Annotated in this window: 24 protein-coding genes; 13 read left to right on the top strand and 11 right to left on the bottom strand. The window is 36.6% G+C overall.

Annotation, left to right across the window (positions count from 1 at the left end; all coding sequences use genetic code 11):
* Nucleotides 1-42 precede the first annotated feature (42 nt).
* Genes RNZ47_RS13465 through RNZ47_RS13480 form a run of 4 tightly spaced genes read left to right on the top strand, consistent with a single transcriptional unit; the run spans nucleotide 43 to nucleotide 2,173 of the window.
* A complete protein-coding gene (locus RNZ47_RS13465; RefSeq protein WP_311941117.1) occupies nucleotides 43-552 on the top strand; it encodes a GFO_1088 family ECF-type sigma factor in 510 nt (169 codons plus the stop codon).
* A complete protein-coding gene (locus RNZ47_RS13470) occupies nucleotides 539-1,015 on the top strand; it encodes a PG0215 family putative anti-sigma factor (RefSeq protein WP_311941121.1) in 477 nt (158 codons plus the stop codon). Before RNZ47_RS13465 ends, RNZ47_RS13470 begins: the two co-directional genes overlap by 14 nt.
* Nucleotides 1,016-1,050: 35 nt before the next feature.
* Nucleotides 1,051-1,611, top strand: a complete 561-nt coding sequence (locus RNZ47_RS13475) for a GFO_1090 family protein (protein WP_311941125.1) — start codon at nucleotides 1,051-1,053, stop codon at nucleotides 1,609-1,611.
* A gap of 19 nt (nucleotides 1,612-1,630) precedes the next feature.
* Nucleotides 1,631-2,173, top strand: a complete 543-nt coding sequence (locus RNZ47_RS13480) for a GFO_1091 family lipoprotein (protein ID WP_311941129.1) — start codon at nucleotides 1,631-1,633, stop codon at nucleotides 2,171-2,173.
* A gap of 276 nt (nucleotides 2,174-2,449) precedes the next feature.
* Here RNZ47_RS13480 and purB read toward each other — a convergent pair whose 3' ends face one another.
* Together purB and RNZ47_RS13490 are read right to left on the bottom strand one after the other, a co-directional pair.
* Complete coding sequence (purB, locus tag RNZ47_RS13485; RefSeq protein ID WP_311941133.1) at nucleotides 2,450-3,793, bottom strand: adenylosuccinate lyase; 1,344 nt, start codon at nucleotides 3,791-3,793, stop codon at nucleotides 2,450-2,452.
* A gap of 82 nt (nucleotides 3,794-3,875) precedes the next feature.
* A complete protein-coding gene (locus RNZ47_RS13490; RefSeq protein ID WP_311941136.1) occupies nucleotides 3,876-4,439 on the bottom strand; it encodes a HEAT-like fold family protein in 564 nt (187 codons plus the stop codon).
* 39 nt (nucleotides 4,440-4,478) lie between these two features.
* Here RNZ47_RS13490 and RNZ47_RS13495 point away from each other — a divergent pair, with 39 nt between their 5' ends.
* From RNZ47_RS13495 to RNZ47_RS13515, 5 genes are all read left to right on the top strand, one after another.
* Nucleotides 4,479-4,952, top strand: a complete 474-nt coding sequence (locus RNZ47_RS13495) for a heme-binding domain-containing protein (protein WP_311941139.1) — start codon at nucleotides 4,479-4,481, stop codon at nucleotides 4,950-4,952.
* Nucleotides 4,953-5,032: 80 nt separating this feature from the next.
* Entirely contained in the window at nucleotides 5,033-6,271 is a 1,239-nt protein-coding gene (locus RNZ47_RS13500) for a glycosyltransferase family 4 protein (protein WP_311941143.1), read from the top strand.
* Between the two features lie 97 nt (nucleotides 6,272-6,368).
* Complete coding sequence (locus RNZ47_RS13505; protein WP_311941146.1) at nucleotides 6,369-6,818, top strand: hypothetical protein; 450 nt, start codon at nucleotides 6,369-6,371, stop codon at nucleotides 6,816-6,818.
* Nucleotides 6,818-7,018 (top strand): helix-turn-helix transcriptional regulator, encoded by a 201-nt coding sequence (locus RNZ47_RS13510; RefSeq protein ID WP_311941150.1) that lies wholly within the window; start codon nucleotides 6,818-6,820, stop codon nucleotides 7,016-7,018. The genes RNZ47_RS13505 and RNZ47_RS13510 overlap by 1 nt, the downstream gene beginning before the upstream one ends.
* A 142-nt stretch (nucleotides 7,019-7,160) precedes the next feature.
* Entirely contained in the window at nucleotides 7,161-9,668 is a 2,508-nt protein-coding gene (locus tag RNZ47_RS13515) for an FIDD domain-containing protein (protein WP_311941153.1), read from the top strand.
* A 2-nt stretch (nucleotides 9,669-9,670) separates the two neighbouring features.
* Here RNZ47_RS13515 and RNZ47_RS13520 read toward each other — a convergent pair whose 3' ends face one another.
* Entirely contained in the window at nucleotides 9,671-10,354 is a 684-nt protein-coding gene (locus RNZ47_RS13520) for an SIR2 family NAD-dependent protein deacylase (protein ID WP_311941156.1), read from the bottom strand.
* A gap of 220 nt (nucleotides 10,355-10,574) precedes the next feature.
* Here RNZ47_RS13520 and RNZ47_RS13525 point away from each other — a divergent pair, with 220 nt between their 5' ends.
* The 3 genes from RNZ47_RS13525 to RNZ47_RS13535 all read left to right on the top strand — a co-directional run bounded on the left by RNZ47_RS13525 (nucleotide 10,575) and on the right by RNZ47_RS13535 (nucleotide 12,245).
* Nucleotides 10,575-11,231 (top strand): TrmH family RNA methyltransferase, encoded by a 657-nt coding sequence (locus tag RNZ47_RS13525; protein ID WP_311941159.1) that lies wholly within the window; start codon nucleotides 10,575-10,577, stop codon nucleotides 11,229-11,231.
* Between the two features lie 42 nt (nucleotides 11,232-11,273).
* On the top strand, nucleotides 11,274-11,801 hold the full coding sequence (locus RNZ47_RS13530; protein WP_311941162.1) for an SRPBCC family protein: 528 nt from the start codon (nucleotides 11,274-11,276) through the stop codon (nucleotides 11,799-11,801).
* A gap of 69 nt (nucleotides 11,802-11,870) precedes the next feature.
* Entirely contained in the window at nucleotides 11,871-12,245 is a 375-nt protein-coding gene (locus RNZ47_RS13535; RefSeq protein ID WP_311941165.1) for a VOC family protein, read from the top strand.
* 53 nt (nucleotides 12,246-12,298) lie between these two features.
* On the opposite strand, the gene RNZ47_RS13540 is transcribed toward RNZ47_RS13535, so the two are convergent.
* From RNZ47_RS13540 to RNZ47_RS13570, 7 genes are all read right to left on the bottom strand, one after another.
* Nucleotides 12,299-13,075, bottom strand: coding sequence for a carboxypeptidase-like regulatory domain-containing protein (locus tag RNZ47_RS13540; RefSeq protein WP_311941168.1), 777 nt, complete (start codon nucleotides 13,073-13,075; stop codon nucleotides 12,299-12,301).
* Between the two features lie 210 nt (nucleotides 13,076-13,285).
* Nucleotides 13,286-15,115, bottom strand: coding sequence for a DEAD/DEAH box helicase (locus RNZ47_RS13545; protein ID WP_311941170.1), 1,830 nt, complete (start codon nucleotides 15,113-15,115; stop codon nucleotides 13,286-13,288).
* Nucleotides 15,116-15,654: 539 nt separating this feature from the next.
* Nucleotides 15,655-16,185 carry a hypothetical protein gene (locus RNZ47_RS13550; RefSeq protein ID WP_311941173.1) on the bottom strand — a complete coding sequence of 177 codons (531 nt, stop codon included), beginning with the start codon at nucleotides 16,183-16,185 and terminating at the stop codon, nucleotides 15,655-15,657.
* An 806-nt stretch (nucleotides 16,186-16,991) separates the two neighbouring features.
* Complete coding sequence (locus RNZ47_RS13555) at nucleotides 16,992-17,939, bottom strand: amidohydrolase family protein (RefSeq protein WP_311941176.1); 948 nt, start codon at nucleotides 17,937-17,939, stop codon at nucleotides 16,992-16,994.
* Between the two features lie 96 nt (nucleotides 17,940-18,035).
* Nucleotides 18,036-19,268, bottom strand: coding sequence for a M48 family metallopeptidase (locus tag RNZ47_RS13560; protein WP_311941179.1), 1,233 nt, complete (start codon nucleotides 19,266-19,268; stop codon nucleotides 18,036-18,038).
* A gap of 59 nt (nucleotides 19,269-19,327) precedes the next feature.
* Complete coding sequence (locus tag RNZ47_RS13565; protein WP_311941914.1) at nucleotides 19,328-19,642, bottom strand: GIY-YIG nuclease family protein; 315 nt, start codon at nucleotides 19,640-19,642, stop codon at nucleotides 19,328-19,330.
* A 225-nt stretch (nucleotides 19,643-19,867) separates the two neighbouring features.
* Nucleotides 19,868-20,665 carry a TrmH family RNA methyltransferase gene (locus RNZ47_RS13570; protein ID WP_311941181.1) on the bottom strand — a complete coding sequence of 266 codons (798 nt, stop codon included), beginning with the start codon at nucleotides 20,663-20,665 and terminating at the stop codon, nucleotides 19,868-19,870.
* A gap of 110 nt (nucleotides 20,666-20,775) precedes the next feature.
* Between RNZ47_RS13570 and RNZ47_RS13575 the strand changes: the two genes are divergently transcribed.
* Nucleotides 20,776-21,540 carry a DUF6503 family protein gene (locus RNZ47_RS13575; protein ID WP_311941185.1) on the top strand — a complete coding sequence of 255 codons (765 nt, stop codon included), beginning with the start codon at nucleotides 20,776-20,778 and terminating at the stop codon, nucleotides 21,538-21,540.
* Nucleotides 21,541-21,591: 51 nt separating this feature from the next.
* Here the strand turns inward: RNZ47_RS13575 and RNZ47_RS13580 are convergent, their stop codons facing one another.
* Nucleotides 21,592-22,905 (bottom strand): amidohydrolase family protein, encoded by a 1,314-nt coding sequence (locus RNZ47_RS13580; RefSeq protein ID WP_311941188.1) that lies wholly within the window; start codon nucleotides 22,903-22,905, stop codon nucleotides 21,592-21,594.
* Nucleotides 22,906-22,916 lie beyond the last annotated feature (11 nt).

Raw genomic sequence — 22,916 nt, forward strand, 5'->3', positions numbered from 1 at the left:
AAACAGCCCTAACTAAGCAGTTTTAACTAAACCAAACCACAGATGACTCAAACAGAGTTTTTAAATATTGTAATGCCTTTTAAGGATAAAGTATTTCGATTGGCGAAACGGTTGCTTATATCGACCGAGGAGGCCGAGGATGCCACGCAAGAGGTTTTGATGAAGTTGTGGAACAATAAAAAGAAGATTGCCGAGTATAAAAACGTGGAGGCTTTTTCGATGACGATGACAAAGAATTTTTGTTTTGACAAGTTGAAATCCAAACAGGCACAGAATTTAAAAATTGTGCACAGTAATTACGAATCGAAAGAGACGGCGTTACAAAAACAGGTTGAATTAAACGACAGCGTGAATTGGGTGGCGAAGATTATTGAGGATTTGCCCGAACAGCAACGGATGATTATTCAGCTGCGAGATATAGAAGAGTACGATTACGATGAGATTGCAAAAATGCTGGATATGAATAATACAGCGGTACGTGTAAACTTATCGAGAGCAAGAAAAACAATACGAGAAAAATTAACTAATACACATAATTATGGTATTAAATAATATAGAAAAATTACTTGAGAAGTACGAAAACGGTGAGACATCGCTAAAGGAAGAGCAAGTGTTGAAAAACTATTTTACCAGCGACACGGTAGCGCCACATTTGGAAATGTACAAACCCATGTTCGACTATTTTTTGGTAAATCAACAAGAACAATTTACTAAGGACGTTCCGCTAAAAACTAAAAAAGTATTTAACTACAAGTGGATTTCTGTTGCTGCCGTAGCTGTTCTTATGTTGGGGTTTTATTTTGGCAAATCGTTCAATGCGAATGATTTAGGTACTTATGACGACCCGCAATTGGCTTTTAACGAATTTTCGAAATCTATGGAAATGATTTCCCAAAGTTTTAATAAAGGCACATCGACCGTTGGATATTTAAACGAAGTAAACAAAGGTACTTCAACACTCGGATATCTCAACGAAATTGATAACGCAACAAGTATAATCTTTAAGAATAATTAGAATTAATGAAAAGTAATAACTTAAAAACAAGAACAATGAAAAATAAATTAATAGTATTCGTAATGGCCATTATGTTATTGCCAATAACCGGAATGGCACAAAGCAATATTTTTGATAAATATAGCGACAACAACGACGTAACGTATGTAAACATTAAACCAAAAATGTTTCAGATGATTGCTAAAATGGGCATTAATGTTGAAGATGAAGAGGCAAAAGCCTATATGGATATGGTAAAAAGCATCACGAGTTTTAGAACCATTGTAACCGATAACAAAGCCATATCTGCTGATATTGCCAAATGGGTTAAATCGCGCTCTGGTGGTTTGGAAGAATTAATGGAAGTGAAAGACGATGGCACCGAAGTGAAGTTTTATGTAAAGGAAGGAAAAGATGCCGACCACGTAAAAGAGCTATTGATCTTTGTAAACGGGATTGATAAGGTGATGGACGATAAAATTGAAATTAACGGTAAAGAGCGTAAAATTGAAACCGTTGTGGTATCGATGACCGGTGATATCGATTTGAATGAAATCTCGAAACTTACCAATAAAATGAATATTCCCGGAGGTAAGCATTTAGAGAAAAAGAACTAATAAAAACAATACATCAATCATGCAACGAACAATCAAACATATCGTATTAGTATTCGGTTTAGCAATAGCTTTTGTAAGCTGTAACGATGGTAAAAGTTTACAAATGTATTTTGTAGACAATCAGGAATCGTCAAATTTTATTACACAAGATATACCCATATCGATGGTTAAAATAGACGATTCTAAATTTACCGAAGAACAAAAAGAAGCCTACAACTCCGTAAAACGCTTAAACTTTTTAGGCTATAAGGTTGAAGGTACAGAAGCCGAAACTTTTAAAGCGGAATTGGCAAAAGTGAAGACTATTTTAAGCGATAAAAAGTACCACGATCTTATGGAATTTAGCGATAAAGGAAATAAAATCGTTGTGAAGTACATTGGAACGGAGGATGAAGCCGATGAGGTTATTATCTTCGGAAGCGCAGATGAATTGGGCTTTGGTATTGTTCGTGTATTGGGCAATAATATGAATCCCGATAAAATGGTAACCTTGGTTAGCGCGATGCAAAATGCGAACGTTGATGAAAACCAGGTTCAAGATATTGTGAACTTCTTTAAGTAAACTTAGGATTCCTGTTAAAGTGGAAAACAAAAAAAAAGGCTGTTGAAAATTTTCAACAGCCTTTTTTTATTTTACAAATGCAAATGCTACTTTCTCTTTTTTGAAATTCGGTTTAGGTAAATAATATTAATAACAATCGCTAAAAAAATGATAGTAAGTACGGTTAAAACAATAAAATTGTCAAGGATTTCCAAAATTCCGGTAACAAAAATACCACCGGCCATCAGGCCACTTAGTATTAATGTTTGTTTATCGTTTAGCATTGTTTTTTAAGTATTAAATTCCTGTGTAATTACTAGGAGTAATACGTTTTAATTCTTCTTTTATTGTGTTTGAGACTTCTAATGTATCAATAAAATTTGAAATAGAGTTTTGGTTTATCGCTTCATTAGTTCTGGTTAAACCTTTTAAAGCTTCATAGGGATTTGGATAACCCTCGCGACGTAAAATGGTTTGAATAGCCTCGGCTACCACAGCCCAATTGTTTTCTAAATCTTCTGCAAATTTAGATTCATTCAACAGTAATTTGTCCAATCCTTTTAAAGTCGATTTAAAACCAATTAAGGTATGTCCAAAGGGAACACCAACATTACGCAAAACGGTGCTATCGGTTAAATCGCGTTGTAGTCTTGAAATTGGTAATTTAGCCGAAAGATGCTCGAAAATAGCATTGGCAATACCCAAATTGCCTTCGGAATTTTCAAAATCGATAGGGTTAACTTTGTGCGGCATGGCGCTACTACCAACTTCACCTTTTTTGATTTTCTGTTTAAAATAATCCATCGAAACGTAGGTCCAAATATCGCGGTCCAAATCAATTAAAATGGTATTGATGCGTTTTAAAGTGTCAAACAAGGCAGCCATGTGGTCGTAATGCTCGATTTGCGTAGTCGGGAACGAGTGTTGCAAACCTAGCTTTTCTTGTACAAATTGGCTTCCAAAAGCTTTCCAATCGATGTTTGGATAGGCCACATGATGCGCATTAAAATTACCGGTTGCACCACCAAATTTAGCGGCACTTGGTATATCGTTCAACAAATTAAATTGCTCGTTTAATCGCACCACAAAAACCTCAATTTCTTTACCCAAACGTGTTGGCGAAGCGGGTTGCCCGTGAGTTCTTGCAAGCATGGGAATGGCAGACCAATCCTCAGACAAACTTTTGAGTTTCTCTAAAACGTTATTGTATTCGGGAACGTATACATCGTTCATCGCTTCCTTGATGCTTAATGGCACCGCGGTGTTGTTGATGTCTTGCGAGGTTAATCCGAAATGGATAAATTCTTTATGTTGGGATAATCCTAAGGCGTCAAATTTTTCCTTTATAAAGTATTCAACCGCTTTAACATCGTGGTTGGTTACACTTTCAATGTTTTTAATGGCTTGAGCATCATCAGCGGAAAAACCTTTGTAAATCGCTCTTAAATCTTCAAAAATGGCATTATCAACGCTTTCGAGTTGCGGTAACGGAATTTCGCAAAGTGCGATAAAGTATTCAATTTCAACTAAAACACGGTATTTTATAAGGGCTTCTTCAGAAAAATAAGGAGCTAATTCGTTTACTTTATTTCGATATCTTCCATCAATTGGAGAAATGGCGTTTAGTGGTGATAATAACATGTTTTGTGTGGTTTTTAAGAAGACGCAAAGATAGTCAACAAAGTTAGAAGTACGAAGTGTGAAGTTAGAAGTTTTTCAGAAGTTATTTTTTAATTTTTTTTAAAATATGTTTGGCTCGTGCCTTGAAACCAGAACTCTGCATCTGAAAATCGCGCTCTAAAATAAGCGCCAATTCGGGGTGCACCCAATCATAATCCTTTCCAAATAAAAAAAGGGTATTCATGGAATAAGCTTTTGGGGCAATTTTTTCGTCGTTAATCATATAATCAAAACAGACTTCAATAATACGTTCTTTATGTGTTTTGGTTAAAGCGGTTTGTATGTTGTTCTGGGTTTTCGAATGATAAGCTGTTGCCAAAAACTCACATATTTTAGCCACGGGTCGTACTGCAGAATCCAAATGGACTTTGTGCATGTTTTCGGTAAAGGTATCTAAATACGGTATTATGGCGTCTATGTTTTTTTTGCACATAAACTCGAATACCCAAGCGGCACGGGGCGATGCTTTATCGTTAACCCAAAACATAATCTCCAATAACTTAGGGATTAAATCTTTGTTGTTAATAACCATATTGGCATAATACAAACGTTTTTCGCGCGAATGGTTAACATTGCTTAATTCGTTATAAAGTTCCTGTGTGGTCAAATGAATTTTAGTATTTTTAAAAATCTAAAATTAAGTAAAATGCGAAAAATAAAAAAGATTCTTTGGTTGCTGCTTATTGTATTTATAATTGCCCAATTTTTTGGGCCTGATAAAAATGAAGGCGATATGGCCTCGATGGATGCGTTTTTGGCGGAGACCAATCCACCTAAAGAAGTAAGGCTTATTTTAAAAGAAAGTTGCAACGATTGCCATAGCAATGTAACACGATATCCGTGGTACAATAATTTAACGCCGATAAATTATTGGCTTGCAGATCATATTGAACACGGGAAGAAAAAATTCAATATGTCGAATTGGGAAGGGAATTCTACGAAACGAAAAGACCATAAATTTGAAGAACTTATTGAAGTGGTAGAAGCCAAAGACATGCCATTAAATTCTTATACTTGGACGCATACCGAAGCTAAACTCAGCGATGAGCAGATAAAAGCGGTTGTAGATTGGGCGAAGCGAGTTAGATTAAAATACGGTTTGGAACCTTTACCTAACTAGGCAGCCATCGGTTTGCAGTAAACAGTCAATTTGAACACAAGAGAACAATCACATAATTTTAATTTAACATTCGTGCATTCGTGGCAAACAAAACATTATTAATCATAGGTTTCGTTTGGCCAGAGCCCAAAAGTTCTGCGGCCGGTAGCAGAATGATGCAGTTAATTGCCGTGTTTCAATCGCAAAACTATCACATCACTTTTGCTAGTTCGTGTGCTAAAACAGATAATGCTTTTGATTTAAAAACGATGGGGATCGAGCAGGTTAAGATTGAATTGAATCATTCCAGTTTTGATGATTTTATAAAAGATTTGAATCCGGCTGTTGTGCTGTTTGACCGTTTTATAACCGAAGAGCAATTCGGTTGGCGCGTCGCCGAACAATGCCCGAATGCTGTAAGAATTCTGGATACCGAAGATTTACATGGATTGCGAAAAGGCCGACAGCAAGCTTTTAAAGATGATACTGCGTTTGATAATTCTTATTTATTTAACGATACCGCAAAGCGAGAAATAGCCAGTATTTACCGAAGCGATTTGAGCTTGATTATTTCGGAAGCCGAAATGGAATTCCTTAAAAATCAATTTAAAGTCGATACGACTTTATTGATTTATTTACCGTTTATGCTGGATGAAATTTCAAAAGAAAGCCGTGGCAAACTCCCAGATTTTGAAGAGCGACAATATTTTATAACCATTGGAAATTTTTTGCACGAACCCAATTATAATGCCATTTTGTATTTAAGAAAAGCCATTTGGCCGCTTATAAGAAAGCAATTGCCCAAATCGGAATTGCATATTTACGGTGCTTATGCCACCCAAAAAGTAAACCAATTGCACAATGAAAAAGATGGTTTTTTAATCAAAGGTTTCGCCGAAGATGTAAACTTGGCTATGCAGCAATCAAAAATATGTTTAGCGCCCATACGTTTTGGTGCAGGCTTAAAAGGGAAATTGGTTGATGCCATGCAAAACGGTACACCATGTATTATGAGTGGTATAGCGGCAGAAGGCATGTTTGGTAATTTAGAACCAAACGGGTTTATTAAAGATATTCCAGAGGAATTTGCACGTAAAGCGGTTCAATTATATAATGATGCAGCGCTGTGGAAAGCAAAACAGCAAAACGGGTTTGAGATTATTAATAAGCGTTTCAGTAAAATTGAACACCAAAAAAGGTTTATAAATGAAATAGAGGAAATAACTCATCAACTAAAAGAAAAACGACTAAATAATTTCACAGGGCAGATGCTACAGCATCACGCATATCAAAGTACCAAATTCATGGGTAAATGGATTGAGGAGAAAAATAAATACTAAAAAAATTTGTCGAATTCAAAAATGTAAAGTATATTTGTCATTATGGAAAATTAATTTTCCTTTATAGAAAGTATGTTTGTCAATTAAATTTAAAAATATGAATGCGAAAAGTTTTATAGATTGTGAAAGAAAACGATTTGATAAACTAATTAATTTTAGGTTGCCTCATAAATTTATGTATGTAGGAATAGCTATAACGGCATTATCAATAATTGGTATGTTTATTCGTGCTTTTGCGATGGACGGCGATACCGAGCTATTGAAAACAATGTTACAAAAAATAGTTTTAGTTGGGTTATTGCTTATGTCTGTTTCAAAAGATAAAATTGAAGACGAGATGACTATCCAGCTTAGGTCTCAATCTTATATGGTTGCTTTTGTTGTAGGTGTTATATATGCTTTGGTAATGCCTTATGTAGAGTTTGGTGTTTCTAATGTTGTGCATGCTGGAGGTGAGGAGTTTAAAAGTTTAGGCGATTTTCAAGTCTTGCTATTTATGCTAATGATACAGTTAATGTTTTATCACAATTTAAAGCGCTTTAGATAATGCAAAATACTATAAAAGTAGAACGCGCCATATTGAATTTAACGCAAGATGAATTAGCGCAAAAAATAGGCGTATCTAGGCAAACCATTAACTCGATTGAAGCTAATAGATATGTGCCTTCAACGGTATTGGCTTTAAAATTGTCAGAGGTATTTGGTAAACCGGTAAACGATTTTTTTAAACTTTCAAAAGATGATTAGCGCTACATTGTTACTTATAATGTTAATTGTAAATACGATTTTGTGATTTTTTTTTTTAACTGCTGCAATAATCATAAATGTTAATAGTTTTTCTGTGGTTTTAATATTCGCTATTTTTACCTCAAAATAACCAATTGCCATAGTGACATTGATTAGAGTTTATAAGCTTTTATTTTTTTTTGTTTTTCTTTTCAATCAAGGTTGGACGCAAACAAACACCCCTCCAGAGCTTGTTGCTATTGGGGATCAAATTTACTGTCCATTAAGTCAAATAAATATTGTAACCGACTTTGACATCATCGACCCAGATGATGTAGAATTAGACATTCTAAAGATTTTAATTTCTGAAGGTTATGTTGAAGGCGAAGATGTGCTAACCTTGGTTGGGTCGCATCCAAATATTGTTGCTACTTGGGATGCTGTAAAAGGCAAACTAACATTAGAAGGTGTTGCAAATGCGCCCATGCTTTATACCGATGTAATTAACGCTGTAAAAAGTGTGGTTTTTAATAGTTCGTCGGTTGCCGTGTCTGGAGAAAAAGTGTTTACTATTACCATTGGACCTGCGGAGTATTTGCCGTTAACCGGACATTATTATGAGTTTGTACCAGATAAAGCAAGTATTTGGACGAATGCAAAGTTTGCAACTGAAGCAAAAAACTACTACGGATTACAAGGTTATTTAGCAACTATACTTTCGCCCGAAGAAGCTCAATTAACAGGGGAATTGGCCTCGGGTTTAGCATGGATAGGCGGTAGTGAAGCCTCCAACATTGGAACTTGGCAATGGGAAACTGGGCCAGAGGCTGGAACGGTTTTTTGGGAAGGTAATCATAATGGGTCGACACCAAATTTTGCCAATTGGATGGCGGGCGAACCAAGAACAAGTCCTTTTGGAGAACATTTTGCGGCCATAACAAAACTGGGAAATTTAGGTGAATGGGATAACATACCCAGGAGCGGAAGCCAAACAGGAGGCCCATTTGAAGTTAAGGGGTATGTTATAGAATACGGGGGCATGCCTAATGATCCACTGGTTAAAATTTTAGGCGAAACAAAAATAGCAGTCCCAAAAATAGACAGTATAGTGGAAGGCGCAAGATGCGGTTCAGGTAGTGTACAATTAGAAGCCATTCCATCGGCAGGTGATATACATTGGTTCACTTCTTTAACGGGGGGACGATTTTTAGGAAGTGGCACGGTGCTAAATACACCAGTAATATCGACTACCACAACCTTTTATGCCTTAGCAGCTCCGGCTGGGTGTTTTGAAGGTATACGAATTCCTGTTGTGGCTACCGTTAACGAGGTTCCATCCGTTCAACCTTTGGTAGTACTAACAAATTGTGATGAAGATGGTGCTTCTGACGGGTTTACGGACTTTAATTTAAATGAGGCTAATTCCTTTATTGTTAACGGTAATACGAGCGATTTTAGCTTTACATATTATCTGTCGTACAATGATGCCGATAATAAAGTTAATGCGATAAATGCGGCGCCTTTTAATAACAATACGGCAAGTACCGTGTACGCTCGTGTTGAAAGTATTCATGGCTGTTACCGTGTTTCAACGGTTAATTTACAGGTTTCCACTTCCTCATTGCCAGCGGGGTATATGCAAGAATTGGAGTTGTGCGATGAAGACCGGATAATCGATGGGATTAAGGTTTTTGATTTATCTCAAGCCTCTGCTGCCTTTATTAATGAGTTTCCTGCAGGACAAAATTTAAGTGTGCGTTATTTCAGAAATGCATACGATGCTCAATTTGGGCAAAACGAAATATTGCCGCAATCTAGGTATATGAACGAAACACCTTTTTCGCAAGTGTTATACGTTCGTATTCAAAGTGATGATAATGGCGCCTGTTTTGGATACGGGCCATATTTAAGGTTAACCGTTCATCCGAGACCGGAATTTGAAGTAGAGCAATCTGAAATTTTCTGTTTAAATAATCAACAGCCCGTTACCTTATTTACGTTTAATGCCAAAGGTAATTATACCTACCAATGGTTGGATAGTAGTAAAAATATAATTAGCAATTTACCTACGGCAACCGTCTCTATGGGCGGCCAATATACCGTTATTGGCACCTCAAACAATGGTTGCGAATCGTTCCCCATAACAATTACGGTAAACGAATCTGCCAGTGCCATAATTACAAATGATGATGTTACTGTTGAAAGCTTATCAAACAATAACACCATTACAATTAACCCCGATAATTTGGGAATTGGTGATTATGAGTTTTCGTTGGACCATAGTTCCGGGCCGTACCAAAGCACTCCGGTTTTTACCAATGTATCGGCAGGAAATCATATTGTGTACACTAAAGATATTAATGGTTGTGGCGTTTCTGAATTTGAAGTTTTTATTATGGGATTCCCGAGGTTTTTTACACCCAACGGCGATGGATATAACGACACGTGGAATATTATTGGTTTAAGTACTGAGTTTAGTGGTAATTCGTCGGTATCTATTTATGATCGATACGGGAATTTAATCAAGCAATTAAACCCTTGGGGAGCAGGTTGGGATGGATTGCGAAAGGGGAGGGAACTCATGGCAACCGACTATTGGTTCGTGGCTCAATTAATAGAAAATAGCGGCACTACAAAAATCGTTCGAGGGCATTTTAGTTTAATTAGATGATGTTATTTATTGGCTTTTAACAACCCAACAACCTTCTTCATCCCAATCGTAGCCGTTTCCGCAATTACGGTTAAATTGTGTTTACTATCAATATTTGGTTTTGGGTCAATAAAATAGGTAGGCGTATGTTGAGGCACATAATGCATTAAACTTGCTGCAGGATATACTTGCATGCTTGTGCCAATAATGATTAATACATCGGCCGTTTCGCAAATATCAATAGCCTTTGGAATCATGGGGACATCTTCACCAAACCAAACTATATGCGGGCGTAATTGGTGCCCTTTTTTACAACAATCGCCTAAAATCAAATCGGTTTTCCAATCTTGTATGTCCCATTCATCAATAGAACTTCGCACTTTTAATAATTCACCATGTAAATGAATCACATTGGTGCTACCGGCGCGTTCGTGCAAATCATCTACATTTTGGGTGATTATTGAAACTTTAAAATCGGTTTCCAGTTCCGCTAAATTATAATGCGCTGCATTGGGCGAAACTTCACGTAATTGGCGCCGGCGTTGGTTATAAAAATCCAATACCAATTCTGGGTTTGCGGCAAAACCTTCGGGCGTGGCAACTTCCATAACATCGTGCCCTTCCCATAATCCATCGGCATCTCTAAAGGTTTTTATACCACTTTCGGCACTCATGCCTGCTCCTGTAAGTACAACGATGTGTTTCATAAATTATTCTTTTTTGTGATTCCCGCGTGCCATACTGAGTTTATCGAAGTGAAGGCGGGAATCCATTCAAATATACTAACTTTAGCGTTATTGCAAATCACACTTTTGTGTTTTACCAGCACTGAGCGTAGTAGAAGTGTGGCCATCTTTTAAATATAACTTCAAATAAAAAGATTACCACGTCACTTTGTTCCTCGTAATGACATTTGTATTTTTGAATATGACCGATTTAAAACTTTTAGAGCATTTGGAAACCTACTTAACCGAATCGCGTATAGCCCGTTTTGATGCCGTTTTATCGCAGCGCACCAAACATTTTACCGTTGCTACCGAGGATGTGTACCAGTTGCACAACACAAGCGCCGTGATACGCAGTTGCGATGTGTTTGGCATACAAGAAGTAAATATTATTGAAGAACGAAACAGCAAACGCATTGATAGGGAAATTGCCATGGGCGCCCAAAAATGGGTGGATGTCAATCGGTTTCATACCGTAAAAGATTGTTTGAAAGATTTAAAGCAAAAAGGTTATCAAATCGTGGCGACAACACCGCACAAAAACGATGCTTTGCTCAATGAATTCGATGTTACAAAAAAATCGTGTTTTTTCTTTGGAAGGGAAACCGAGGGCTTATCGCAAGAGGTCATTGATGAAGCCGATTGCTTTTTAAAAATCCCCATGGTTGGTTTTACCGAAAGTTTAAATATTTCGGTTTCTGCTGCCATTATTTTACAAGATGTTACCCAAAAGTTAAAACAAACCCAAGTGAATTGGCAATTAACCGAAGAAGAAATGCTTGCCAAACGTTTGGATTGGATTAAAAAATCCATAAAAAGTTACGACGACATTGTGGCGCGTTTTTATAATCCACGATAATTTTCGTAAATTTAAAATCCCTTAACTAAAAAACCAAATAGCATGTATATAGCACTTTACATTGTCGTCGGTCTTATTGCCGTTATTTTTTTACTCGCTTTAATTGCGCCAAAAACGTACGAAGTTAACAGGAGCATCATTATAAACAAACCTGTTTCGGAGGTGTTTCAGTATATAAAACACATCAAAAATCAAAACCATTGGTCGCCTTGGAAAAAGAAAGACCCCAATATGAAACAAGAATTTGTTGGAACTGACGGCGAGGTTGGTTTTATCTCAAAATGGGAAGGCAATAAAGAGGTGGGAACAGGCGAACAGGAAATTATAGGTGTTGAGCACAACCAACAACTAACCTCGGAATTGCGATTTTTTAAACCTTGGAAATCGGTTTCAAAAGCATATATTAAAGTTACCGAGATTGAAACCAATCAAACCAATGTAACTTGGGGTTTTACGGGTAATAACCCGATACCGATGAATATTTTTATGCTGTTCTTTAATTTTGAAAAATCCGTTGGAAAAGATTTTGAAGAAGGTTTAGAAAGCTTAAAAGGTATTTTAGAGTCTTAGTTTTCCATGTTTACAGTAGGTAACTGTAACGCGGTCGAAACATTTTAACAATTAAAGCACTTTTTACAAATGAAAAAAAATATGGTAGGTTGGTTTGAGATTCCGGTTTCGGACATGGATAGAGCGAAAGCCTTTTACGAAGCGGTTTTTAAAGTGGACATAGAAGTTCATAATTTTGGCGGAATGTTAATGGGCTGGTTTCCTTTTGTAGAAGGTAAAGAAGGGGCGGCCGGTACGTTAATTAAGCAAGAAACCTATATTCCAAGTCAAGAAGGAACACTGGTTTACTTTATGTGCGATGATGTTAAGAACGAACTCGATAGGGTTGAAGGAGCCGGTGGCAAAATTTACCAACCTAAAACCGAAATTTCTCCAGAACATGGTTTTATGGGTGCTTTTATAGATACCGAAGGTAACCGTGTGGCATTACACTCCAAGGTATAAAAAAAGAGGACACTATTAGCGTCCTCTCTTAAATTTTAGTATTCAAATTAAGTCTACAAACGCTTACTGCGCCCTCGGCTTAATAGTTTGTATTCTTCATAGCACTCGCTAATGGCATCCAATATTTGCAAATCGTTTGCGGTTTGTATAAAACCTTTGGAGTAGTTACATTGACTCACAATTTCATCTAAATCCACACGATCTACTTGCAATAAAACGGTAAGCATTTCCCTGTCAAAACGAGAAGCCAAAAGGTTTCTAATTTCATCATCCTGTTTCATCTTCTTTAGCTTGCGCAATTCGTTGGGTTTTTTCCCAAACATGCGGTATAAAAAATCGGCAGGATTAAAAATAGACCCCAATATTTTGGTTACCGCGGTTGGTCTTCCGGCTTCGTAACCTGTACTTGGCAGCCCAGAAATACTGTATCGGTAATTGTTATTAATGGCCGGCACCTGCTTTACATCAACCTCTAAATACCCCGTTAATTTTAATTGGCTTACAACCACTTCCTCAAGGGCCAATGCCAATTCTGTAAGCTCTATTTTAGAACTCCCGAATTTTAACCAGTCATTGGTTACCCTAACTTTTATAGATTTAAAACCTAAATAAGAAAAGTGTAACGTATCATTCGCTTTCGCGGAAATTTTAAACTCACCCTTGCTATTTGTACTGGTACCAATAACCTGATTGAGGTTTACAATGTTTACGCTTTCCAATGGTGTGTCGTCCGCAGAATTAATAACTACACCAATTACTTTATCGGCATCTTGAGCTGTACAAAACGCTGCGACTAATAAAAAAGTAAAAAGGACTATGTAGTTTTTCATCTGCATAAATTTTATTGTTTTCAAACGGTCAGATGTAATGCGCAATTAAAACTCTTGATTTGCATCAAAGAACTAATAAGGCTCATTTTTACGGTATTAATTGGGCAACACTGATTTAGTTGTAAAAGTACTAAACAAAACGTTAACCATTAGCTAGTACGTTTCATTTTGACTTAAAATTAACAAAAAAGTTTAACTTAATCGCATTAACTAACGCCTAGAACGTCTTGGTCTTGAGGCTGCAAAATCATTGGATTTCGAACCGGAATCTGATCGTCTTGGTTTTGAGTTGCTTTCACTACGGCGTCTCTCACTTCGGTTGCCTGAATCACTCCTTCTGCCTTCGCGCCTTCCGCCGCCACGTTTGTCGTTACGGTTTCTTCCGCCACCGCGTTTGTCGTTGCGCCTTCCGCCGCCACCGCGGTTTTCAGAAACTTCAACATTTACAAAACGACCATCATGTTTGTAGTCTGTAAAGAAAGCCAGTACCTTTTCTTTTTGTTCATTCTCGGTATTAAAAAATGAAAAGCTATCTTTTACTTCAACTTTAAAAACATCATCTCTACCAAGTTCTAAAACTTCTTTTAAGAAATCTTTAAGTTTCATCCAATCATAACCATCTTTTCCGCCAACATTAATAAAATAACGGGTAGAGTTTTTGCTTCCACCAAAATCGCGTCCACCTTCGCGACCGCTATCTCTATCGAATGAGCCTTCAGCAATATTGAGGTTTTTAGATTTATTGTAGTAGTTATAAAAACGCGTAAACTCAACCGTGAAGAATTTTTTAATCAACTCATCTTTATCGGTATCAACAAACAATTCGTTAATACTGCTTAAATGCTTATCGATTTCGTGGTTGATTTCGGTATTATGGATTTTATTGGCTAGCGACATAAGTTGCACTTCGCAAATCTCTGCGCCATCTGGAATTTCCTTTTTCTCAAACTGCTTTTTAATAATACGCTCGATGCCTTTTATTTTACGCACCTCGCTTTTGGAAACAATAACCATGGAAACGCCCGTTTTTCCAGCACGACCAGTTCTACCAGAACGGTGTGTGTAAATTTCAGGTTCGTCAGGTAATTGGTAATTTATAACGTGCGTAATATCGTCAACATCAATACCACGGGCAGCAACATCAGTTGCCACAAGGGTTTGTATTTGTTTGTTTCTAAACGATTTCATCACCAAATCGCGTTGGTTTTGGCTTAAATCGCCATGCAATGCCCCAGCACTGTAACCATCTTCAATAAGGTTTTCAGCAACTTTTTGAGTGTCGCGTTTTGTACGGCAAAATACCACAGAGAATATATCGGGGTTCGCATCCGATAAACGTTTTAGCGCTTGGTATCTATCTCTGGCATTTACCAAATAGTATTCGTGCGAAACCTGGTTTGTGCTTTCGTTTTTATTCCCAACAGTGATTTCCTGCGGGCTGTCCATGAATTTTTTAGCAATCGTTGCCACTTCTTTGGGCATTGTTGCCGAAAACAACCATGTACTTTTATCTACTGGTGTGTGCGATAAAATATCGGTAATATCTTCATAAAAGCCCATGTTCAGCATCTCATCGGCTTCATCTAAAACCGCATATTGAATTTTACTAATATCAACCAAACGTCTTTTAATCATATCCTTCATACGCCCGGGCGTAGCCACAATAATTTGCGCGCCACGTTTTACCTCGCGTGCTTGGTCGGTAATGCTCGATCCGCCATAAATGGCCACCACATTTAGTCCTTTGCAATACTTACCGTATTGCTTCATTTCGTTGGTAATTTGCAAACAAAGTTCGCGCGTTGGGCTTAAAATTAAACCTTGGGTCGTTCGGCTATCAATATCAATTTTTTCCAACATCGGGAAACCAAACGCTGCCGTTTTACCGGTTCCTGTTTGGGCCAATGCCACTAAATCGGTTTCCGATTCTAATAAAATAGGGATTGCTTTTTCTTGTACTTCACTGGGTTTTGTAAACCCTAAATCTGTAATAGCTTGTAATAGGTCGTCATTAAGACCTAAATCTTGGAATGTGCTCATTCTTGTTTATGTATGCGATTATGTTATGTAGTGTTACATAAAGAAGCGTATCGACATACTTAACCTTAAACCTCTAGTAACACATCCTCACTCTGAGGAGTTTAAACCCATTTTTCTGAGTTTGAAGCGGCAAAGGTACATTATTATTTTTGATTGACGATTTTTTTATTTAGCGAATTATAATTGGCTTTTGGAATTATAATGAACGAGCTGCAATTTGGAATTTAGTCTTTTGGAATTTGAAATTTATTGTATTTGGGCGTTTTAACACGCTTTCACTACTCAATCTTTTTGCCGAAAAAGCAAAAAGGATTTCAAACATGCCGTTCAATCGTTAACGCGCTTATCTGCTAACTTATGTTGTAATTTGATGCTTTTTCGTTTTTGGAAAGGTTCGTTTAACGTTTCGTGTATGGGCAGTGGCGTGGTTCGTCACGGACAATTGCAAACAAGTACTTAACATTGGAAATTCCGCAGGAATTTCCAAGTAGGCAAGGACAAGCCATTGCTTGTACACATTGTTACAGCACGTATTTTCTTCAAGATACTGCTGTGATTTTTATCTTATCAATTACCCATTTACCCTTTACTTTTCGAATAAAAACCAATCCACTAAATCCGCAAAGTCGTCCACATCCAAATCCGCTTATCATAACTCCGTAATTTTTTGTATGATCAAATTGAATACGTGAAAATCCAGTTATTCCAGAAAGATAAAAATTATAATCGCCTTTCCAAACTTTGCTTGTAGGTGGTAATTGCGATCGGTATTTGAGTTTGAATTTATCATCATGTTTTAAATCCGCTAAATTTATTTTATATGGTTTTTCAATATTTGTGGTATCCAATTTAATTTTGAAATACTTATAAAAGTTAATCAATTCCTTTTTCGCTCTTTCATTTATCTGGTAAGTACTGTCTACAATCGCAACTACTAATTTAGTAGTATCTTTTTGTAATTCATATTTTCGCCTTTCGAGATCGGCTAAAATTTTGGTTTCGTCCCATTTAATTTCGGTCGAATCAGTCCGTTCAAAACTCGGTGGTGGCGGTGGTGGTATCTGTGTCAATCTTGTATCGTAAAAAAACAGAATCAAGCAAAGCTGGAAAAATTTCGTTCGCAACAGCCTTTTCAAACTCCAAACTTGTTTGTTTTTTTTTACAGCTAATGAATAGCAAAAACATTGAAATTATGACTAAGATTTGTTTTGTGGTCATATGTGCTGTAATGGCGCGCGGATATGCGTCGTTTTAATGACTTATATCCAACGCTAAACGAATTTCGGTATTTTTTCTGACAAAGTCAAATTTTAACCAAAACAAAAAGCATATTGCTTTTGAACCTTAGCGCCTTTGCGCGACAAAATTTATTTGCTCAAATTCCCAATCCGTAACAAAAGGTATTTTGATTTTTTACACATGTGATTATTACCAAGGTGTTTCAGCGTATTTTTGTATAAGATTTAAATGAAAAATTTGATTTTTTAAAACCTAAAAATTTAAAATTTTTACCGCTGCCAAATAAAGTATTATTAAAGTGGTGAATAAGCCACTTATCATAATTATAAAGTGCCAATAATAAGTTCTGGCTACCCATGTTTTCCGCATCTTTTTACTATTTTCTTTTTTGTAAAAACCATCAAAAAACTGCCGAACAAGAAAAGTGACTATTAAAAAAATCGATATCGCTATTAATATTCCCCAAAATTTTTCCATTAGTCAGATTTTTAATTTATTCATTTGTTGCCAGCGCAGAGATACAATGCCATTTTAAAGAAGAAGCAAGTTAAGTAAAGTTGAGCTTTATCGGCTGTTTAACGAAGTTAGCATTTTTTCTTATGAAATCAAAATAGATGCAAGCCACAAAGGGTTTGCCTTAATAATCTGTTTTATGTTTTTTAATTTCTTCTTCGGGTAATCCTAAAAATTCAGCAGCATTGTTGTAAAATATATCGGCCTTTTGTTCCAAGGTTAAAAAATCGGCAGAATTTATAGCCTCTACACAATCGGTAATAGTTTCTGGCCAAATCATTTGATCTGTTCCAAACATTATTTTTTTGCCCTGCCCTGCATCAATCAAGCCTTTTAAAAAATCATGAAATTCTTTGCGAGGCAATGCCCAGGCTATAACACCTACCTCTACATAAACCTGCGGATGAGCATACATTAAAGCCTTCATGTCTTCTAAATAGGGCCAGCCGGCATGCATGATAAAGAACTTCATTTTTGGATGTGCCAACAAAATGTCTTCAAATTGAAGCGGTTTGCCTTGGTGCGCTCTGGTTTTTGGATATGCAAAATACGCGCCACCTGGAGGCCCACCGGGATACATGTGATAACCCATCGGAATATTTAATTCTTCAGCTAAATCGTAATACGGTTCTAAACTTTCGTCAGTTGGAAGGAGGCCATCATAACTCGGTGCAATTTCGGCTAGTATATCCAGATTTCCTTCGGCATGTCTTTTTCTTAGTTCTTCAATGGAGTTTTTATGATTATTCCCAATTAATACTAACTCTGGTGCATAACTTTTCCATAATTCACCTTGAGACACCATGGCTTTAACAACATGATGTTTTTTGTATTGTTGAAAAGTTTCTTCCCTTTGTTTTTCAATAGAGGAAGACGCTATGTGTTTTTTACCGGTTAGCGGGTTTTCGTAATCTACGCCACCAAAAAACATTTTCTCAAAGGCATGCGCGTGCATATCGATTTTTGGTCCATGGTATGCCGTATTCGCATTGCCTATTTCATTTGTTTGGGATTCTGTGTATGTGCAAGCCAGTATGAATATGGCACCCAAGTATAATTTTAATGAATTCATGATTTTATAGTGTTATTTTAAACATAACTAAATCATAAATAAGCTAAATATCGGGGACAAGAGATTGGTTTCCAGTAAATTTACAAAATAATAGGGTTACTTTTTTAAGTTGGTAATTCTTTGTAATAAAGTAGGATGCGAATAATGCATAAACACATACGCTTTATGCGGTGTTAAATTGCTCAAATTATTTTTTGAAAGTTTTTTAAGCGATGTGATTAATGGTTCGGCTTTATAGGTGTTTTTGGCATAATCATCGGCTTGGTATTCAAATTTTCTTGAAAACATATTCATAATCAATCCCGTTATTTCAGAAATAGGCGAGTAGAGTAACCCAAAAGCAATCAACCCGATATGGAAACTCGGTATCTCCACACCCAAAGCTTGTGATAGCAAAGGGTTCGAAATGAACAACGATAAAATATAAAGCGTTAATCCCGTTAATAGAATAGAGGCAAACAAATTGAAAATGATGTGCTTCTTTTTGTAATGCCCAACTTCGTGCGCTAAAACGGCAACGATTTCTTCGTCATCTAAATCGTTAATCAGCGTGTCGTAAAGTGTAACACGTTTTTCGCTACCAAACCCCGAAAAATAGGCGTTGGCTTTGGTGCTTCGTTTGGAGCCATCAATTACAAAAATTTTATCCAATTTAAAACCGACGGTTTTTGCATACGCCGAAATTTTGTCGCGCAAACTGCCTGCTTCCAAAGGCGTTTGTTTATTGAAAAGCGGCACGATTAATTTGGAGTAAAACATATTCATAAACAAGGTAAAAACAGCGACTAAAGCCCAAGCATACAGCCAAAAGTGTTTTCCGGTAATATTGTAAAACCAAATAATCAGTGCTAAAATACCGCCGCCAATAATGGCCATCATCAACCAACCTTTTATTTTATCTAAAAAGAACGTTTTAACGCTGGTTTTATTAAACCCAAATTTTTCTTCAATTACAAAGGTGCTGTAATATGAAAAAGGTGTCGTGATAATATCGCTGCCAATCATAATAATTCCGAAGAAAATAAGAGCGATAATAATGGGGTTTTCGCTGTATGTTCGGGCGATGTTATCAACAAATTCAAACCCATCAAAAAGCAAAAAGCCCAAGGTTAAAAGGATTGAAAAGGTTGAGGTAACCAGTCCGAATTTGTAATTAGTGGCTTTATAATTTTGCGATTTTTTGTATTCGGCTTCATCATAAACATCTTGCAATTCTGTTGGAAGGGCATCGTTAAAATGTTTGGCGTTTAAAGCATCGAGAATTTTATCAACCAAAAAATTGATGATGATAATGGCAATGATGATGTAAAATAGTGTTGTTGATGTCATATTTGTGTTTGTGGCGCTAAATTAAAACTATTTTGTCACACTGAGCGCAGTCGAAGTGCTCATTTACCTATATACTTGTAATGAGTTGCGTTTCTACATTCAGCCAATATTTGAAGCATATTAAAATTACCATCAATCAAAGCTTCTTTCTTGGCACGTGTCCATTTTTTGATTTTCTTTTCAAAATACATAGCTTGTAATACATCATTAAAAGTTTCATAAAATTTAACTTCTAATGGCCTTCTTGAATACGTATAGCAATCTCTATACTTTCCAAATTTATGTTCGTTTATACGTTTTGCTAAATCATTTGTAATTCCTGTATAATAAGAATTGTCGGAACATTTTAGAATATAAACGTAATAGAAATACATGTGAGTTATCGCTTGTTTCAATTGTTTACACGCAGTTTTTGCTAGGATTAGTATTTTAACTAAAATGCCACACTAAGCGCACAGTGGAATTGCATCGGTGTTTATAGTTTATTTTGGTCTTCGACTGGGCTCAGACTGACATCAGTAATAATTTAAAATCCCAAATCCCAAAAAAGGATGCGCTTTTGGGATTTGGTTTTTGTTTTTTTTTGGGATTTGATTTTTCTATAAAAAATCCCTTTGTCTTTTAGCCTCAAAAATAAGAATTCCGGCTGCAACCGACACATTCATGGAGTCTATTTCGCCTTGCATTGGAATAATGATATTTTGGGTTGAATTTTCTAGCCATTCCTCACTTAAGCCTGTGGCTTCCGTTCCCATAACAATGGCTGTGGGTTTTGTAAAATCTTGGGTATGGTAATTAACCGAAGCTTGCAACGCCGCACAGTAAATATTGATGTTTTTAGTTTTTAAAAAGGCGATGATTTCTGTGGTGCTGCCCGTTGCAATTTGATTGGTAAACACGCAGCCCACACTAGATCGTATGATGTTTGGATTGTATAAATCGGTCTTCGGGTTTGCAATGATTACCGCATCTGCATTGGCAGCGTCGGCGGTTCGTAAAATGGCACCGATATTACCGGGTTTTTCGGGGGCCTCCGCCACTAAAATCAATGGGTTTTTATTTTCAAAAGTTAAATCGTTTAAACTATTCGTTTTGCTTTTTGCGACAGCCATAACCCCTTCGGTACTATCTCTGTAAGCTAATTTTTGATAGACTTCTTTTGAAACCTCAATAACATTTGTTTGTGGAGTTGTTAATTCGTTAAGCTGCTCGATAGAATATAATTCAGGATAAAACAATACCGTTTCAAATTCATAGCCACCTTTTGAAGCCAGCGAAATTTCACGTTCGCCTTCAATTAAAAAAGTGCCTGTTTTTTTGCGTTCGCGCGACTTGTCTTTTAGCTGTGCAAGTTGTTTAATGAATGTATTTTGAATGCTGGTAATTTCTTTATTCATAATAATAACAAAAGTAATTTATTTTAGTGTAATTGAATGGGGTTTTTACCGACTTAAGAATCTAATTTCTTAACCAAGCAATCGTGAGAGCTCTATATTTATTAATTTCAATGATTTTGATTGTTTCTTGCAAACAATCCTCAGAAACAAAAAAGGAAAATGTTAACGTTGAAGACACTCCAACTATTTCAAAAGCTTATCCTGAAAATATTTCAAAAATTTTCAAGGCACACGGCGGATTGGAAATTTGGAATACAATGAACACCTTAAAATTCACTATGCCAAAAGAAGATGGGAACGAGGTGACCACAACCCATTTAAAAAACAGAAAATCCTTAATTGAAATGCCTCATCACATCGTTGGGTTTGATGGGAAAAATGTTTGGTTAAAAAACAAAGACACGGCAACATATAAAGGCAATGCTAAATTTTATTACAATTTGATGTTTTATTTTTATGCCATGCCTTTTGTTCTAGCGGATGATGGTATTGTTTATGAAGATACAGATCCTTTGGTTTTTGAGGGTAAAACCTATCCTGGAATTAAAATCTCTTATAACGCTGGAATAGGCGAATCACCTGAAGACGAATACATTTTGTATTACGATGCTGAAACGCACAACATGGTTTGGTTGGGCTATACGGTAACCTTTTTTACAGATGAAAAAAGCAAGGAATTTCATTTTATAAAATATAGCAATTGGCAAACGGTTGAAGGTTTGTTGTTGCCAGAAACCTTAACTTGGTATAATTATGAAAACAATAAACCCACAACAAAGCGCAACGATTTAAAATTTACGGATGTGGTTTTATCAAAAGAAAAACCATCAGATGCTTTATTTGAAATGGTTGAAGGTGCTACGATTGTGGAATAACATTTAGCTTAAAAAAAAAGCTTCGTATAAATTTATACGAAGCTTTTTTTATTATTGATTTTTATACTTCTCCGAATAGCGTTTCCAAAGTTTGGTTTGATGCGTTTCTAGGCTAATTTCCCTGCCATCAATAAAGGCATGCTCTATAATATTGGTTCGCATATCCAAAGCGTCACCTTCGCTAATAAATAGGGTAGCACTTTTACCAGGTTCTAAACTTCCGTATTTCGCATCGATACCCAATATTTTAGCAGAGTTTAGGGTGATAAGCTGTAATGCTTGCGCTTTGGTTAAACCGTGTGCCACGGTTGTGCCGGCATAAAATGGCAGGTTTCTCGAGTTCATACGCTCCATTCTTCCGCCAGAAGCCACTTGTAACGCTACTAAAACCCCATTGTCAACTAATAGTTTTGCGGTTTTAAAGGGCAGATCGTAATCGTCGTCATCGCTATTTGGTGTAGCGTGTACACGTCGTAATAGTACAGCAATGTTGTGTTGTTTTAATAAATCCGGAACTTTATAAGCATCGCTACCGCCAACAATCACCATCTTTTTAACCCCGTTTTCTTTTGAAAAATGAATGGCATCGGTAATGCCTTTTTCGTCGTTTACGTTGATGTAAAGCGTTTTAGAACCATCAAAAATGCCTTGTATGGCTTCGAAAGGTAGATTTATCTCTGGTTTATTTCCTTGGTTATAGGCCTTACTTTCTTTAAAATAATTGGCGATTTCGGTTACCTGTTCCCCATATTTTTTGTTTGGCTTAAGCCCTGGGTCTTCACCAAGCCACCAACGTCCGCTGGTAAAGCTACTCGGCCAATTCATATGAATGCCATCATCGGTTTTTACAGCCGCATCTTCCCAATTCCAAGCATCAAATTGAACTACTGACGAGGTGCCCGAAATACGACTGCCACGTGGTGTAATTTGCCCTAAAAGCACCCCATTGGGACGCATGGACTCAACAATCTTGGATTCAGCATTGTAGGCAATTAAACTTCTAATATGAGGATTCATTAAACCCATTTCTTCATCGTCTTTTGAAGCTTTCACAGCACTAACTTCAACGAGACCCAAAGTGGAATTAGGAATTATAAACCCGGGATAAACATGTTTCCCATTGGCATTAATTACGTGCATGCCCGCTAAACCTATATTAGCAACCGTCATATCTGCAACTGTATGAAGCTTTCCGTCTTTAACAATAATAATACTCTTTTCAATAACGTTGCCGTTTCCAATATGAGCCGTTGCACCAACAATGGCAAAATCTTTAGTTTGTTTTGCAGCTGGTGTTTGTTGTGCCATTACCATTGAAACACACAACATAATAATAAGTAAGAATGATAGTTTTAAATTTTTCATCGTGATAAATT

The sequence above is a fragment of the Hwangdonia seohaensis genome (genome assembly GCF_031932625.1).
Lineage (GTDB): Bacteria > Bacteroidota > Bacteroidia > Flavobacteriales > Flavobacteriaceae > Hwangdonia > Hwangdonia seohaensis.